This is a genomic window from Psychrobacter sp. (assembly GCF_049295055.1).
GTDB lineage: Bacteria > Pseudomonadota > Gammaproteobacteria > Pseudomonadales > Moraxellaceae > Psychrobacter.
The window spans coordinates 42909-59500 of the sequence record NZ_JBAQQF010000047.1 but is presented as its reverse complement, the minus strand read 5'-3'; the positions used below and the strand labels follow the sequence as shown (position 1 = coordinate 59500).

The window sequence follows — 16592 nt, the reverse complement described above, 5'->3', positions numbered from 1 at the left end:
GCCAACGCTTTAAGCTTTAATACTGTACTTGAACGACTGTTGTAAATAGGACTTTATTTATTATCAGCAAACAACTTGTCTAGCGTCTGCTCAAACTCATGATAGTTCAAGAAGTCGTATAGTTCCATACGAGTCTGCATGGTATCGACGACTGTTTCTTGCGTGCCATCATCAAGTAGGTGCTGATACACATTTAATGCCGCTTTATTCATCGCACGGAATGCTGATAGTGGGTAGAGCACCATATCGACACCAACGCCATGTAGCTGATCAGTGGTATATAGGTCGGTCTGACCAAACTCAGTAATGTTGGCGAGTACTGGAATATCAAGCACATCCGTAAATTTACGATACATCTCAATATCCGTTAATGCTTCAGCAAATATCATATCTGCACCAGCTTCCTGAAAGGCAACTGCACGTTCAACAGCAGCGTCAAGACCTTCAACAGATAAGGCGTCAGTACGCGCCATTACCACAAAGTCTTTGTCTGTTTTGGCATCAAGGGCTGCTTTTAGACGATCAACCATCTCTGAGATACTAACGATTTCTTTATTTGGACGGTGACCACAGCGCTTTTGAGCGACTTGATCTTCGATATGTACCGCAGCCACACCCGCTTTTTCCATTTTTCTAATGGTTTGAGCGATATTAAAAGCACCGCCAAAGCCCGTATCGATATCTACTAACAATGGTGTATCAACAGCATCAGTAATACGGCGAGCATCTTCTAAGACATTATCAAGGCTGGTCATACCCAAATCAGGTAAACCAAATGACGCGTTGGCCACGCCAGCACCAGAAAGGTATAACGCTTGATGACCAACTTGAGTTGCCATCATTGCCGTATAAGCATTAATGGTTCCGACAATTTGTAGGGGTTGGTTGTTATCGTTTTTTTGTTTAATTGCACTGCGAAAGCGAGCGCCAGCTGATAGGGTCATGTCGTAGTCCTTACGTAGAGGGGTAATCTTATCGTTGTTATGCTTGTAAGCTTGATCAGATTGCTGTGTTTGATTATACCCAATTATCCATGTTTGCAAAGTAATGCTTTAACTCTATTAATTAATATTTTTAAATTATTATTTAATTTATATTAATATTATTCAATAATCAAATAATGCTATCCACTATTTAGAGCTTTATCAAGCTTAGTATTCATAAGCCATAAGAACCCTTATTTTTTATGCTCTAATATTTACGTTTGGTTACAATTTTAGCTATTCGTTTTTATTTATATCCAAAAAAAAGCCCTCTTAGTTTGGCTAAAAGGGCTTCTATTCTATCTACACTATTATTAACTAAACTCGCTAATAGCTACTTTTAACCAAGGATACCGGCAAGGCTGGCTAAGAATAACAGGGTAAAGCCCCCTAAAAATACAAGCCCTGCTATCGAATAGGCATTCATACCGGCTGATAGTTTTTTATGGTTTTTCACGAGCGAGTAGTTTAACCAACCAAAGATAGGCGCGGATATAAAGGCCGATATCATCGCAAACTTCAGCATAGCGCCCAATTGTCCGGCAAAGAAGCTAATAATCACCAGACCGCCACCGATAGCATAAGTGGTCCAAAAGGCGATTTGCTTTTTATTAATCTCGTCTTCACCTTTAAGTAAGCGCCAGCATTCAGCATTGGCACGTCCGTAACCGTCCGCACAGGTAATCGTGGTGCCAAACATACACATGAAGGCGACAAAGGCGACCAGTAGTCTTGACCATTCACCGATAGTGGCCGTATACATATTGATCAGCTGATCAATATAAGCGACACCTGCGGTTTGGATCTCTTGACCTGAGCCGTATTGTACAAAAACGCCTAACGCTAAAAAGAACAACGCCAAAATAGCAGAGACTAAGAAACCCACATTGAAATCAAGCAAGCCCTGCCGATGAGTGGTATTGTCCGCTTTTCTCTTGGCTGATGTCCACATAGAAGTAATAGCAGCGAATTCAAGTGGCGCTGGCATCCAGCCCATAAGCGCCACAATAAATCCTAAAGTCGCTAAATTCCAAGGAGAGGCGGGAACAAAATCAGCAACCATCACCGTCGGCTTGCCAGCAGCAATCATCACCGCCAAAACGGTTGCCGATACGAGCGCAATCATAATCCACTTAGTCACGCCGTCAAGTAACTTATAATGACCAGCAATCAGAAAAAACCAACATACAGCAACGATGATGACTGCTAAGCCAATACTTGATAGTCCTACAGATGCGGGCAGCATAAAGCCTAATATCACCGCTGCAAGCAATGTCACCGCACCCGTACTAATCACCGCCGATAAAATGGATAAAATAAAATAAACCCATAGATAGGCTTTAGAGCGTTTGGCATAGCCTGCGATTAAGCTCTCGCCAGTATCATAGACATAATCGGTAGCAAAGCGGAAGAACGGATACTTAAAGAAGTTGGCTAGAATAATCATGATCGCCAGCTGCCAGCCGTATATCGCGCCAGCCTGTGTCGATGAAATCAGATGTGAGCCGCCAATAGCAGCGGTCGCCATTAAAATGCCGGGACCGAAAATTCGCCAGCTAAAACCTTCTTGCTGCGGGGTAACAATATCGTTGAGTGGTTGTGTGGTCATGAATTCCTCGAAATTTTTAAAACGGCAAATTATCACTTACCTGTGTCAGCTTGCCAATGATCGTTAGAGAATGTTTTATAGAATTTACATAGGGCTTAAATATAAAACGATTCATTTCGTATCGACTTTAGCACACCGATGCTATTTAGGAGAATGATTATTAACATTATTATTACTATTTGTTTATGCTGCCATTCCCGATAGTTAGCATAATGAAATACTAATATCAAGCGTTAAGATTGAGTATTTTTGGCGGTTCTTTATAACACAATCCTCATCCAATATCTGATAATTTAAAGCGATGACACAAAATTTTGCCGACGGTATGTAATGCCACGCTGCTCATATACCTGATAAATGGCAATCAGTAAGTCGGGAATTTTCGGATGGACAAAGTCTTTGAGTGTGTGCAGATAAATGGGGGAGGTCACGTTTTCATGAATAAGGCTCTGATAGCTAATTTGCTCTGTACGCACTGTTTTTAGGCTGGCAGGTACCAAGGTAATGCCTTCGCCAGCAGCAACCAAGCCTAGTGCCACTTGTAAATCACTGACTGTCGTGGTCATAAAAGGAGAGATGCCATATTGTGCGAATAAATAGAGTAAAGGTTCGGTGACAGCCTCAGTCGATAGTGGCTGGTTATGTAGACTGTTAGGCTTTTTGCTATTGACAGACTTATTATTAATGGTCTTATTAGCAACAGGCGCCACCGTCGTTGATATAGGCAAATGAGTTTGATGATAGAGAATGAGGCGGTTATTTGCCAAATCAATTAAACGCTGCTCACGTACATTGGCTAGCGGATGGGCTTTGGGTAATGCCACCACATAACGCTCATGCCGCAGTAGTATCTGCTGTATCCATGGGTCTTGATGGGCAAAGCGCCCAAAACCAATATCAATTTCACCAGATTTTAGCGCATCCATTTGCTGATAAGAGCTGATGTCTTTGAGATTGACCTCAATCTCAGGATTGGACTGCTTAAGCATGGCTATGATTTCAGGTAGCAATCCATACAGAATGGATGGCACAAAGCCAATGTTTAACTCGCTACTGGGCACCGATAGCCGCTGGGTCATACTAACGACAGTATCCATTTCTGTCAGTATGGTGCTGATTTTATCGTAAAAGAAGGTGCCCGCTTCTGTTAGATGTAGCGGTCTATTATAACGATCGACCAGCATAACGCCTATATCTGTTTCGAGCTGTTTGAGCAATCGGCTCAGGCTAGGCTGTGACAATCCTGTTTTGGTGGCTGCCGCGCTAAAACTTTTTAGCTCGGCAACAGCGATGAAAGCATTGAGCTGTTTTAGATCCATTTTTTTATGCTCGTTTATCTATAATGTCATGGAAGTTTATCTAGCATAATATTTTGGCTGTTTTGTACAAATAACAGGATCAACCGTAAAATTATGCTTGAAGCTAAAGAGGTGAGCCACTATATTGTTTGTTAACGATAGTGTTACACTTTAGCAAACAAAAAGCCTTTACCTTTAATTTTAGCAGTCATCTGCTTTTTCGTGGCATAAACTGGTTTGGTATTACTTCATGAGCGACAAAAAAAACAACCAAAGCGCTGATTTAGAGGCAAATTTAGCTAAAATTGCTAATGCTAAGCCACGTAGGCGCAATCGTAAAGATAATATTTACGAGCGTTTTATCACGCGTGTTGAAAGCGTCGATATTATTGACAGTTCCGACGATGATGAGAGTGATAGAGAGAGCATAGCGGACAAATCTGCTAAGCAGACTGCATTAAAACCGTTAAAAAATGCCAACAAACTGTCCTCTTATGAGCCTTTAAGTGCAGCAGAGCTTGAGCTGTTTGCCATTCAAGATGAGGATATCTTGCAAGAGGACTCAAGTCTACAGATATCCGACTATACAAGCACGACGGTTAGCTTGGATTTTTCTGATGAAAACGAGGAAGAGGCTGAAAATCTTGTATTAACGACAGATATCGATAATTCTTTGAATGACAACGTTTTAAATGATAATACTGTTCATATCGCTAAAAGCGTCGATAATGAAAACCTAATCACTCAATCAACTCAGCATGCAGCAGTATTGGCGCTTGAAGAGCCTATAAACAAAAAAAACATAAAATCAAAAGATAAGCTGGCAACTAGTAAGAAGCCACTTATTATTGGAATGATTTTCGGTTCATTATTGATTGCTGCTATCGTATTCACACTTCTTTTTACCGGTGTCTTGTCGACTGCAACCACTTCTAAAGAATCTGATAGCGCTGGCACGCCTGCTAGCGCTAGCGTAACCCCAACGCTTTCAGAAAATAATACGCCTGTTGCTAGTATAGAACAAGGAGTCGAGATAGATGAAAGCAAACCATCTGATGCCAGTGCTCCTAATACATCAAACCCATCAACGTCAGCACCTCAAACAGCTATAGTAAACGATGCTAACAAAGATACTGCCAGTAATGTAGATGGCACAAACAAACCAGCAGCAGACCTGAATACTGATCCCGCCATTACGTACGATGATTTCAGAGAAGAATCGCAAAGCACCTTATATCGTGAGACCAATGATTAGTGTTGAATGTATAGGTAGCATGTAAATCACATTTTTTAATCTTCAACAGCGATAAAGCTGTGCTTTGGTACTGTTTATCGGTCAAATCTATCGCTCATACCAAAAACCTTTGCATAGCATCAGGGTATTAGTATCATATAAAAAATGCGGTTATATGCCGCTATTGATATATACTGATTCGGTATTAAACTATGACAATTAAAACCATAAAATCATCAAAGGGTAGGTCGCTGAATAACGTAAAATTTATCAGCGTACTGAGCATCCTTTGTATTTTATTTCTGGCAAGCGTGTTTATATTCAATCATTTTCTATCAACTAGCACTCAAGTAGCAACGGTGAGCAATACTGCGCCCGTCGTTAATAATGGCGTACCGAACGTTCAAATCAATAAAACAGTAGCAGCTAGTGACAAGCACTTGAATACACAGAATGACGGCATAACTATGAGTGAAAGTGGTTTTAGACAAGAAGCGCAGAATACGTTATTTCGTGATTCAGAAGAAAGAAAAACACGCATGCAAGCATATGCTACAAAAGTAAATGCAGATCTGAGTGATGAAAGTTTTAAAGTAGAAGCTAAAAAAGTTTTATATCGCGAAGAGGATTGATAATCTACATGAGTAAGCTAGAGCCATAATAAGTAATACAAGGTATATTCAAAAGAGGTTCGCAAATAATTGTGAACCTCTTTTTTTGTCTAAATGATATGTATGGCTAAACATATCAGCGCGTTTTGTCTAAATGTTATAAATAAAATCTTAATTGATACCCTTTATCATAAAAGGGTTAAATACTTATTGTGTACAGTTGTACTCTTAGGTTAAGATAAGCCGTGATTTTTGCCTAACTAAGTATGCGTTAATCACATTTACTACTAACTAATTGGCATGGTTGTCACAGTAACCGCTAATGATACGTAAATAACGAATCCACATGCCAATTACAATCACACTTATTGCTATTACTAAGACTTATTATCAAAAGCAACTAATGATAGTAACGTCTCTATAATTATTTAATCTATCCACAATCCCAATATATACAAAGGAATGTTTAAAATGTCAGAAAATACAATCGAAAAAAACGAATTAGAAGCATTAGGTATTCTGTTAGAAGAGGATATCTTAGAGATTGGTGTTCAAGATGACTATGCAGACAAGATAGCTATTGAGTATATAGAAAAGCTCGCTAGCGCAAAAAACAATAAAAATAGCGTCTTATATAAAGCTTCTAAGATTAAAGAGCTGTATAGAAAATCAGACCTGCATAAATCTATTAATCACGTTATCAATAAAATCGAGCCTTTGAGAGTCGCTATTATGCGTGAGAAATTAGCATTAAAGCAGGCAGTAGCAGAAGGTAACAAACAGTTGGTAGATGAAAGTACTAAAGCCGTGGCTAAAAATAAGTTAGAAAAAAGTAAGCTTGAGCAAAAGCTTAGTATGCTTATGGGCAGTGTAAAAAATCTTCAGCTTGCCAGCTAATAAAAGCAGAGCAATGATAAAGAATATCTAAAGGTGAGTAGCTCTGTATTAGGTTACTCATTTTTTTGCTTTGTAATGACAAGAAGTGGCTGCAGTGCGTGGCTAGCATGTTAACCACTTATTCAAACAAAATAACTGAGGTATAAAAAGATAACAATAGAATACTGAACCACCCCGTGATTATCGGAAACCTAACAATCTGAGAGAATACGACAATAAAAAAATTATACCCTCGAGATTAAAGAAAGAGCCGTTCGTATGCTTATACAAGCCAATGACGACTATCCTTTCACATGGTCGGCCATTCAAGCCATCGCCTCCAAGATTTTTTACCTCTGAAACCCTTCGAGAATGGCATCAGAAGTATATTGAGCAAAGCATTCCAAACATTGTACAATCTCAAAGCTAAGAGCAGCTTATTAAAGAGCTTGAATGCGATTTACGCTCCCCAGATAGTACCGTTGCCGTTGATCTGGGAGAAAATATTTGGCCTAAAACTACTGTTTCCAGAATGAAAAATGGCTAACAGGACAAGGAAACTTATGTACTTAGATTCTATTTTTAACTCTATTATTAATACAACTGAAAAAAATAAAGATCAATTAACTATGGATTCTATTGATAATTACCTGAATTTAAGAGATTCAAAGAATTTTGATGAAAAATGGAGTCTTGCTTATGAATATTTTAACGATATTGATCATAAGAATAAGGCGTTTTTATCTAATGAAAAAGAACTAAGAGAACGATTATTTAAAAAGGTAGCTCAATTAACTCAGAGCTATGAGTTGGCCGAATACATTTCAGATGATGGTGGTTTGATTTACGCCAACCTTTATTTCAAATCTAAAAATAGTTTTGTAGAGCATATTTACCAGTGCTATGAAAATAATCTTTTACCTTTAAGTCCGATATAATTCAAAGTCGAACTGACGTACAGAGAATATATCAATTGTAATATTAAGAAACGTGTAGCCTTCGGGATATTGTAATTTCGAAACGATAGCAGTAAACAGAGTCGTCCAACCGAACTCACCACCCATGATAAGCATTTAACTTATACCTGTGACAGTCATGGAAGAATGCTCTATAAACTCCAAACGCCACTTGGTAAAGTCAAGCAAGCGCTTAAGCAATTAGGCAACCCTACAGTACCGATCACGAACTGACTCAAAGTATCTCCACCAAGCAACAAGGTATCATCACCATTCACTATCACTACGACGCCTTTGGCAGACGCACCTATAAATATATCAAAACCCAATTAAAGAGTCGCAAGCATCAGCAGAAGAGATACGGAATGCAGGAGGCTATAACAAACCTGTCATCAAAACCGGCTTTCAGCTATTTTTGTCGATCATAATGATACTTGAGTGCATATCAGTAGCGCCTAACGATATTTTATAATCCCATTTTAAATCATTTACCTTATCTGTTAAATACAGGAACGTGTTGACTTGCCGAACTTTTGTCAATATCCTGTGAAGTCATAAATGCTTGAACATAGCGGAATAAAATAAGTAGTATTTTATTCGCCTAAAAATATGTTTTGCGTCATATCACAAGATATATATGGAATTTTAGATGAGTAATAGAGATTTAGACACACAGAGAGTAACGATAAATAAATCTAATACGCCATCCTCCTCGCATGAAGACCATTTAAATCCATTAAATCGTTACGTCAGTACGGATACGAATCCTTATCAGTCTCCAACGGCTAGCCTTACCGACAACGCTCAAACAGATCGTCAAATAACTAATGACAGTAAATGGTATCAGCTGTCTGGACGTATTGGTCGTTTGCGTTATATTAGTTACCTCACGCTAATGACTATTTTAATGTATGTCTTTGTTGGAGTAATAACAGTAGGACTGAGTACCTTATTAACAGGGGTTGATAATGATTCCGTCAGCCTATTTATCGGGCTGCTATTTTTTTTGCTTTTATTACCTTTAGCGTTTTATACCACTATAATCTACCCTAGACGTCGATTACATGACTCAAATCTTAGCGGCTGGTTGGCTATTTTGATGTTTATTCCCTTAATAAATGTCCTTTTTTCCTTCTATCTTATGTTTGCTCGCGGTCATGACGATGTTAACCAGTATGGCTACCCGCCAAGACCCAATCGAACAATCCACTATATAGCTGCTATAATAGTGCCTATCTTTGCTGTGTTTATCATTGGGATACTTGCTGCGATTGCGATTCCAGCTTATCAGGACTATATCCAACGCGCCCAACAAGTGCAGTTAGAGCAGGTTCTATAGTATATTACCTATGATTTGTTCAGTATCTCGTCTAAACTAGCCTGCAACTAATAATTCCTAAAAACCGCTATCTATCTTAAGAAGCCTGTTTTGCTATCAGCTAATAATTCTCATACGCCAATACCTGCAGCTACTTACTCCTTCAAAGTGGCTGAGACGGCCATGCTTATCGATAATATCGCCAAGCATCCTACTCCCGAAGGCTTGATGCTCACGCTGATGCCAGCAGGCTTGCTGCCAAGGTTATGGGCATGGCTCATTGATTTGCTTATTCGAGCAATCATCATCATCGTTGTTGGCATAATCAGCGCCTTTTTTGGTACGGCAGGTACTGGTATTATTGCGGTTGCTTATTTTATTATTACTTGGTTATATCCTGTGTATTTCGAGGTATACCGTGGTGGCATGACTCCGGGTAAAAAAAAGCAGGGTATCTATGTGTGCCATGATAATGGTACGCCCATATCATTACAGTCCTCGATGATTCGTAATTTGCTGCGGGTAGCGGACTTTTTGCCCTTTGGTTTTGCTGCTGGTATTTTGACTATAATGTTTACCCAGCGCTCACAACGGCTTGGCGATATTATTGCAGGTACTTTGGTGGTATATAAACAGCAAGATAACCTTGAAAAATTATACAAAAGCATTTATGGATTTGATGTCAATCAATCAAGCCAGCAAGCCAGCAATGACATACCGATAGATGTAAAAAATACCACCTTTGAGCTTAACTCTCCATTGTTCTTTTATCCTCTGCGCTTAAACGAGCAGCAAGCTTTGGTGTCCTATGTTGAGCGTTTAGATTTCTTGTCCGTAGCTCGACAGCAAGAGATTGCTAACGCCTTGACGCCCTTGGTAAAACCCTCAGTAAGACCATCAGTAGCAAACGCTCAGATACTAGCAGATAGTGCTGCGTTACAACAACTGGCAGTACAGCAAGCAGTGCTATACAAAGCTAGAATGATTCAGGGGGGAGTATCTATGCCCAGTATGAATATCAGTGTCAGTAACATCAACAATGCTGCTACTGGCGCGAATAGTACAATGACCGCTGTAGCTATCGACCCAGCTAAGACTACTCAAGATGCTCACTTACAGCAGGATAAAGGATAAGCGGCGATGAAACAGCAACAATTTGAGGCGCAGTATAGTGCTGATTGGACGCGATTTACTCACCTTCTAGCTACTAGTACCAAGAGCAATAAAAAAAGCTCAGCATCAGTGATGGATAACAATGTAGCTGTCCATAGTTCTGCTCGTTCAACCCATAGCCATGCTCACAAAACCTCAGGCTATGAGTTGATTCGTTTGTATCGTATTATTTGTCAACATTATGCACTCGCTCAACAGCGTCATTACAGCCCGCAACTGGTGCAATATCTACATGATTTAGTCATTAAAGGTCACCAGCAATTGTATCAGCGTGATAGCCATATCTTGACCCGTATTTATCGATTTTTTAGTTATACCTTTCCAGTACGCTTACGCCTACACGCCAATCTTTTTTGGTTAAGTTTAGCCTTTTTTTTGCTGCCTGCGATTTTGATGGGTTGGGCCGCTTATGAGCACTCGGATATGCTCTATAGCGTCATGCCAGCTGAGCAAGTAAGAACGATGGAAGAGATGTATAATCCCGCTAACGACATGGTTGGCCGCGACAGCGAGCGCCGCTCAGATACCGACATTGCGATGTTTGGCTATTATATTTTAAATAACGTCGGTATTGATTTTCGTATCTATGGCATGGGTATCTTTGCCGGTATCGGTACGCTGCTCAGCTTGCTCTATAACGGGCTGGTCATTGGTGGCGTGTCTGGTCATTTAACCGGTGTCGGCTATGGCGAAACTTTTTGGCCTTTTGTCTCAGGACATGGCTCATTTGAGCTGATAGCGGCTGTGATTAGTGGCGCGGCAGGATTGCGATTGGCACAGTCGCTATTTATGCCGGGTAACTATCGACGTATCGATGCCTTTAAAATCGCTGGCAAGCAAAGTATCGAGCTGCTCATTGGCGCAGCAACTATGACCTTTATTGCCGCCTTCATTGAAGCGTTTTGGTCATCGTCATCAGTAGTGCCTGATATGGTCAAATACATTGTGGCCGCTATATTGTGGACAGCAGTGATTGCTTATCTATGTCTGACGGGTAGACGCGAATACAATAGTTACCAAGCTCATAATGCCCTCAATACTTCTAACACTCATAGCGCCATAGAGTATGATGACGATTCTAATCCGCCTAATAGCGTCATAAATAATAGTAATAACCTTTTTGATACCGCCGCGCAAAATCCTGATCAAACATTTAGTCAACTTAGTACTGCTTCTAAAAATAATAAGCAGGCGCTGTCATGAATATCAATAGCATGAAAGTGGCCATTCGGCCGATGAGTACCACCCAAGCGCTAGACTTGGGCATGGCAATGGCGCGGCATTGGTTCGTCCCTTTGTGGAAGATTTGGTTGGGGATGGCTTTACCTATTTATGTGCTGGTTTATATCATTGGCGTAATTATTGGTCTGTTTTTTGACATGAGTTTTGAGGAGTCTATAGGCACGTTTGGTACTTATTTAGCGTTCCTGTTTTGGTGGCTCAAACCTTTTTATGAAAAACCTATGATAGCTTGGTTAGGTGAGGCTTTATTTAGTGAACCGCCAGCTGTTAAAGACACCGTCAAGAATGGGTGGAGAAATGGCAAACTATATGCTTTTACACTACTAATCAAAAAGCGCTTGTCCTTAAAAAGACAACTTATTCTGCCTATATTAATGCTGGAGAAACCTGACAAAGCACAGTTTAAAGCGCGCCTGCAAGTGCTCTCACGTGGTCAAGGTAGTGGGCTTGGTTGGCATACGACTTTGATGGTCAATATCGAATTCATTTTAAGCCTAGCGGCTGTGCTGCTTATTTGGCAGTTAGTGCCAACGGGCTTAGTCAAAGCGCAAACCTTGTTTACAATTTTGGAATCTGCACCGTTTTGGACGGAGATGATTTCGGGAGCCTTGTACTTTTTGGTGGTTAGTATCGTTGCACCGTTCTTTGTGGCTGGTGGCTTTGCGGTTTATCTAACCAAGCGCTGTTTACTTGAAGGCTGGGATGTCGAGCTAATATTTAAGGATTTAGGTCAACGTTATATCGCCGCGCAAAGTAATCCTTTGACTGAACTCGCCAGCCCAATAGCTGTTGCTGCTAGCAGTGCTAGCATTTCTGCAAATAATAGTACTGTTAACAACGCTGATAGCTCATTCGCTGCTACTGCTAATCGTCATCTTAATAACGTGACATTTCAACCTCAAGCTACACGAAATGATTTTTCGCCTGATAATAATAAGAGGTCACCTCTATGACCTCTATCATTAAAAATTCAGGTATTAGAAATTGTGATTGCGCTATTTATCTTAGCACTTTGTTAGTAAAGCTATTGTCTATAGCCCTAATGACTATAAGTACGGCTAGCTTAGCGCAAACTGCTATAGCAGCAGAAGGCATAATCACGCCAGCAGATGCTAGCACTACATCAATATCTGTAGAAAATAACAATGCGATACGCCAAGATTTGGCTCGTATTATTACTAGTGAAGATTACGCCAACTCAGAGGAAATAACCAGTTGGGAACCTATCGAAAAGCCTGATAAGAGTGAGGCAGATTTAGACTGGCTTGAAGAATTTCTAGAGTCGATATTTGGCGCAAGTAATGACACTGAGTCCTCAGTAGCCTTATTTTCAATGTTGCTAAAATTTTTACTTGTTGCGGCTTTGATAGCTTTTATTGTTTGGGTGATGCGCCGTGCAGGCTACTTAGTAGGTTGGGCTGAGCGCATCAATAAACATACAGGTCGACGCAGTAGTAGTCATTTACACCAGCAAGCAGGCTACCAAGATCAAGGGTGGGAGCATCTGCCAAGCCATGAGCAAATCCCAGATTTGGTTAAACAATATCTAATCGAGGGCAAAATAACTCAGGCTGCATCTGTGCTATATCGTGGTAGCTTAAGATGGCTGGTAGTAAATGAGCAGCTGCCAATTGCCGCGGCCAATACTGAGCAACAATGTTTGGCGCAAATCCAACACTTAGCGCAGTTTGATCACTCAAAACCGCATGTCTTTATCAGCGAAATAATCCGTTTGTGGGTACAAACGGCCTATGACGAGCAGCAACTAGCACAGCACTCTGAGCAGCTTAGTCAACAATTACAAAGTGAGGCAAATCTTTGGTTATCAAATCTACCCTCTATTGCTGCTGTAAACGCTGATGCTAGTGCTAGTAATAACTCACAGCAAGGGGCGCGCTAATGTCAACTGGCAATCCTCGTAATTCAATGTCTGCTATGCGTGGCACTTTTAGGCAAGCCAGCCGTTCGATACGCCCTGTTCACCTTATTATTGGTTTAATCTTGTGTGCCTTTATCATTGCCTTAGTTTGGTGGTTTCGTAATAACTTTGAGCAAGTTACAACTACGGACTATGCGTTAAACACAGAGGCTCAGTACAACCCATACTATGCTGCCGAGTTATTAATCAACTCTCAGTACAGTGCTGCTATAGATGCCGATGTCGAATTTGACGATGAGATTGCGTTTACTTTGTTAGATAGCGATTTGAAAACTTTGCTCGATGAGCTACCCCTGATGGATATGGATACCGCTGCTATCGCTGACGGCTATCGACCAACGTTGATTATCAATAGCATGGGTACTAAGCTGACTGATGAGCGTTTTGAGGCGTTCAAGTCATGGATAGAGCAGGGTGGGCATCTTATTACCTTTGCCGCCAGAGACAGCAGTTATGATGACATGCAAAACGCTCTTGAACGTTTGGAGACTTTACAACAGGAGCAAGCCACTCCTGAGCGTATTAGCAACGATGAGATGCTTAATGGATTGTTAGAGCCGTTAGATAGCGGTAATGAGTTTTTGAATAAGCTGGGTATCTTTAGAGTAGAAAATGATCAAGATAGTGATGTCGATACTGAAGGTAATGTTGCGGAAATAGAAGTAATAATCGAAGACTCTCAAAAGAAAATTAACCAAGTTAATAATGAAAGCTTATCTATCGAAGATCAAATTGCTGAGTTAGCAAAATTGCAGCCGTTATCTTTGATTGACACTAGTGCTTATGATACTGATCTGCAACAGTTACTATTGATTGAAATATGGCATTCTCAAAATAGGCTTAACTCGCAACTGTTTCAATCCTTATATCCTGATAGTGCGCAGATTAATGTGCAAGCGTTTAACAATAATAACAGTACCAATCAGCAAACGCTTAAACAACAAGCACAGCTCATACGCCAGTATATTAAGGCTAGTAATATCAATCTTAGCGGCTCGACCGTGAAAAATGAGACTTCTGTAGAAGACAAAGACTCTGTTGTCTCCGATGGCAATACTAGTAACAATACTAGTAACAATGCTAGTGATGATGCTAAAAAGAATGGAAAAAGCAGCGCCTTAAAAAAGAGTGCAAAAGAGCAGCTACCTGAATTATTAACGGCAATTTTGGCTTTAAGTGATGAGCAATTGGTAGCCTTGTTTTATCCTACCGATAGTATCTATCTAGACGCAAGTTTTGGTAAAGGTCGGCTGAGCGTCATTAACGATAGTGACGTTTTTAGTAATCCTAATCCTAACCTCGAACTGTCTGACGAAGCCCGTACTTATGACGCTAATAGTGATACTGAGCAAGCAGATTCAGCACCTAGTTCGGCGTTGTATAAACTTCTAACCACTGAAAGCTCTATTCCCTCTTCTTTACTAAGTGCTGATAATGCGGCATGGCTCATCGCTTTGACGCAAGATAGTAGCGACGTACAGATATTGCCTAATACGGATATTGATTCATTACCAGTAATATTATGGAAACAGGCTAGACCTGCGCTATTAGGTCTTGGACTATTGGCGTTCTTATGGTTATGGTCACTGTACAATCGCTTTGGCAAAATGGCACACTTACCAACCAATCAAAGCCGTGACATTATGCGTTACTTCCGCCAAGTAGGGCGCTTTGGTTGGCACCAAGATAACGCGCAGCAACTCACGCAAGCTACTAGAGACAAAGTGCGTCTATTAATCAGTGAAATATCGAATAGCTCGATTAATACGGCCTCGTTGAACGATGTCAATACTGTAAATACAGCTGCTAACATTGACGATCAATTATCCATTACTAAATTGCACGAATTATTAAGCGCCCGTTTAGACGATAAAAAAAGACAGTTACTACATTCTATAAGCGTTAGCGACCATGCCAGCCATGTCAGCAACATTAATGATGATAGTAACGATAGCTTGTTACTCACCAATGAAGCTTTTATTCGAGAAACTATTGCCCCCGATAGATTGCAGAGCGCTATTGATTCACGCTTGCAGAATAGTAATCAAGCGTTCGAATTTACGCAAATGACACAAACTTTGTGGATGATACAGTGGCTATTAAAATAAATTAAAGATCACAATATTCTCTTAGACTAAAACATAAGCTTAGGACTAAAAAATGAATAAGCAATTTGACAATACAGCGGATTCACCAGTAGCAGCAGTTGGTATCGATCGGCTAGGTCAGCCGACAATCAATCAACAGCCACCAGTTGAGACAGCGCCGTCTATGCAATCAGCTATTGATAGTAAGGCGGAGACTGCTAAGGTAAAAGTAGTCAACCTTGAGGCTACTGATCTTGAGAATTGGCAAGTAGCAGCCAAACAAGCCAATGAGCTGATGGATGCTGTCGGACGCGGAGTTATCGGCCAGCGTGAGATTATTGAGCAGCTATGTATCTGCTTGATCGCAGGTGGACACGTTTTGATTGAAGGCTTGCCAGGTCTTGGTAAAACGTTGATGGCTAAAGCCTATGCCAAAGCTATTGGTGGCAGCTATCATCGGGTACAATTTACCCCTGATCTGATGCCAGCCGATATTACTGGTCATACTCTCTACGATATGCAGACTAGCAAATGGAAAGTACGCAAAGGGCCTGTGTTTTGTAACTTATTACTGGCTGATGAGATCAACCGTGCCTCTGCTAAGACCCAAGCCGCACTACTTGAAGTCATGCAAGAGCAGCAAGTGACCATCGAAGGCACTACGTATGAAGTTTCCGATCCCTTTATCACCATTGCTACCCAAAACCCGCTGGATCATGAAGGCACTTATCCGTTGCCTGAAGCTCAGCTAGATAGGTTCTTGTTTAATATTTTAATAGATTGTCCTAATGAAGCAGATGAAGCGCTGATGCTCAAAACCGTATTAAGCGGTAATATCGGTGCGACGCTTAATTTATCTGCAGTGCCACAAGTAATGTCTCCTGAACACCTTATGAAGTTACAACAACTGGCGGCGCTAGTACATATCGATGATAGAATCGTGAGTTACGCGTTACAGATTACGCGGATGACTCGTCAACACCAAGGGATTGCTTCAGGGGCAGGACCTCGTGGTGGCATTGCCCTATTGAGGGCAGCGCGCGCCAAAGCGCTGATAGATGGTCGCCATTATGTGATCCCCGATGACGTTTTTGCAGTTGCCCAACCAGTATTGCGCCATCGTATCGCTTTAAGCGCGGATTATCAGATTGAAGGCGTGAGTCTTGAGCAAGTTATCAATCAAGTGGTGTCCTCCGTTGCTGCACCGCGCCAGTAATTCGTTAAATAGTAGGTATGTTTTGCGGTTTAAAATAACGATTTTGCATC

Annotated in this window: 15 protein-coding genes; 11 read left to right on the top strand and 4 right to left on the bottom strand. The window is 40.8% G+C overall.

What is annotated here, in order from left to right; all coding sequences use genetic code 11:
- Nucleotides 1–53: 53 nt before the first annotated feature.
- The 3 genes from prpB to WAZ74_RS06550 form a co-directional block, all read right to left on the bottom strand.
- Nucleotides 54–944: a methylisocitrate lyase gene (gene prpB / locus WAZ74_RS06560; RefSeq protein ID WP_422307051.1), complete on the bottom strand. Its 891-nt coding sequence runs from the start codon at nucleotides 942–944 to the stop codon at nucleotides 54–56.
- 379 nt (nucleotides 945–1323) lie between these two features.
- Nucleotides 1324–2592, bottom strand: a complete 1269-nt coding sequence (locus WAZ74_RS06555) for an NRAMP family divalent metal transporter (protein ID WP_422307049.1) — start codon at nucleotides 2590–2592, stop codon at nucleotides 1324–1326.
- A gap of 293 nt (nucleotides 2593–2885) precedes the next feature.
- The gene (locus WAZ74_RS06550; RefSeq protein WP_422307047.1) at nucleotides 2886–3911 is read right to left on the bottom strand and encodes a LysR family transcriptional regulator; all 1026 of its coding nucleotides are present in this window, start codon (nucleotides 3909–3911) and stop codon (nucleotides 2886–2888) included.
- Between the two features lie 229 nt (nucleotides 3912–4140).
- On the opposite strand from WAZ74_RS06550, the gene WAZ74_RS06545 reads away from it, so the two are divergent.
- The 4 genes from WAZ74_RS06545 (at nucleotide 4141) to WAZ74_RS06530 (ending at nucleotide 7549) form a co-directional block, all read left to right on the top strand.
- Nucleotides 4141–5145, top strand: a complete 1005-nt coding sequence (locus WAZ74_RS06545; protein WP_422307045.1) for a hypothetical protein — start codon at nucleotides 4141–4143, stop codon at nucleotides 5143–5145.
- Between the two features lie 191 nt (nucleotides 5146–5336).
- Nucleotides 5337–5756 carry a hypothetical protein gene (locus WAZ74_RS06540; protein WP_422307043.1) on the top strand — a complete coding sequence of 140 codons (420 nt, stop codon included), beginning with the start codon at nucleotides 5337–5339 and terminating at the stop codon, nucleotides 5754–5756.
- A gap of 450 nt (nucleotides 5757–6206) precedes the next feature.
- Nucleotides 6207–6632 (top strand): hypothetical protein, encoded by a 426-nt coding sequence (locus tag WAZ74_RS06535; protein WP_422307041.1) that lies wholly within the window; start codon nucleotides 6207–6209, stop codon nucleotides 6630–6632.
- Between the two features lie 542 nt (nucleotides 6633–7174).
- On the top strand, nucleotides 7175–7549 hold the full coding sequence (locus WAZ74_RS06530) for a hypothetical protein (RefSeq protein ID WP_422307039.1): 375 nt from the start codon (nucleotides 7175–7177) through the stop codon (nucleotides 7547–7549).
- Between the two features lie 170 nt (nucleotides 7550–7719).
- On the opposite strand, the gene WAZ74_RS06525 is transcribed toward WAZ74_RS06530, so the two are convergent.
- Nucleotides 7720–7851, bottom strand: coding sequence for a hypothetical protein (locus tag WAZ74_RS06525; RefSeq protein ID WP_422307037.1), 132 nt, complete (start codon nucleotides 7849–7851; stop codon nucleotides 7720–7722).
- 365 nt (nucleotides 7852–8216) lie between these two features.
- Between WAZ74_RS06525 and WAZ74_RS06520 the strand changes: the two genes are divergently transcribed.
- The 7 genes from WAZ74_RS06520 to WAZ74_RS06490 all read left to right on the top strand — a co-directional run bounded on the left by WAZ74_RS06520 (nucleotide 8217) and on the right by WAZ74_RS06490 (nucleotide 16542).
- Nucleotides 8217–8906: a DUF805 domain-containing protein gene (locus WAZ74_RS06520; protein WP_422307035.1), complete on the top strand. Its 690-nt coding sequence runs from the start codon at nucleotides 8217–8219 to the stop codon at nucleotides 8904–8906.
- A gap of 90 nt (nucleotides 8907–8996) precedes the next feature.
- Nucleotides 8997–10019 (top strand): RDD family protein, encoded by a 1023-nt coding sequence (locus WAZ74_RS06515; RefSeq protein WP_422307033.1) that lies wholly within the window; start codon nucleotides 8997–8999, stop codon nucleotides 10017–10019.
- Between the two features lie 6 nt (nucleotides 10020–10025).
- Nucleotides 10026–11261, top strand: a complete 1236-nt coding sequence (locus tag WAZ74_RS06510; protein WP_422307031.1) for a stage II sporulation protein M — start codon at nucleotides 10026–10028, stop codon at nucleotides 11259–11261.
- Nucleotides 11258–12253: a hypothetical protein gene (locus tag WAZ74_RS06505; RefSeq protein ID WP_422307029.1), complete on the top strand. Its 996-nt coding sequence runs from the start codon at nucleotides 11258–11260 to the stop codon at nucleotides 12251–12253. The genes WAZ74_RS06510 and WAZ74_RS06505 overlap by 4 nt, the downstream gene beginning before the upstream one ends.
- Nucleotides 12250–13200 (top strand): hypothetical protein, encoded by a 951-nt coding sequence (locus WAZ74_RS06500; protein ID WP_422307027.1) that lies wholly within the window; start codon nucleotides 12250–12252, stop codon nucleotides 13198–13200. Before WAZ74_RS06505 ends, WAZ74_RS06500 begins: the two co-directional genes overlap by 4 nt.
- Nucleotides 13200–15347 carry a hypothetical protein gene (locus WAZ74_RS06495; RefSeq protein ID WP_422307025.1) on the top strand — a complete coding sequence of 716 codons (2148 nt, stop codon included), beginning with the start codon at nucleotides 13200–13202 and terminating at the stop codon, nucleotides 15345–15347. The genes WAZ74_RS06500 and WAZ74_RS06495 overlap by 1 nt, the downstream gene beginning before the upstream one ends.
- Before the next feature lie 52 nt (nucleotides 15348–15399).
- Nucleotides 15400–16542 carry an AAA family ATPase gene (locus WAZ74_RS06490; RefSeq protein ID WP_422307023.1) on the top strand — a complete coding sequence of 381 codons (1143 nt, stop codon included), beginning with the start codon at nucleotides 15400–15402 and terminating at the stop codon, nucleotides 16540–16542.
- Nucleotides 16543–16592: the final 50 nt, after the last annotated feature.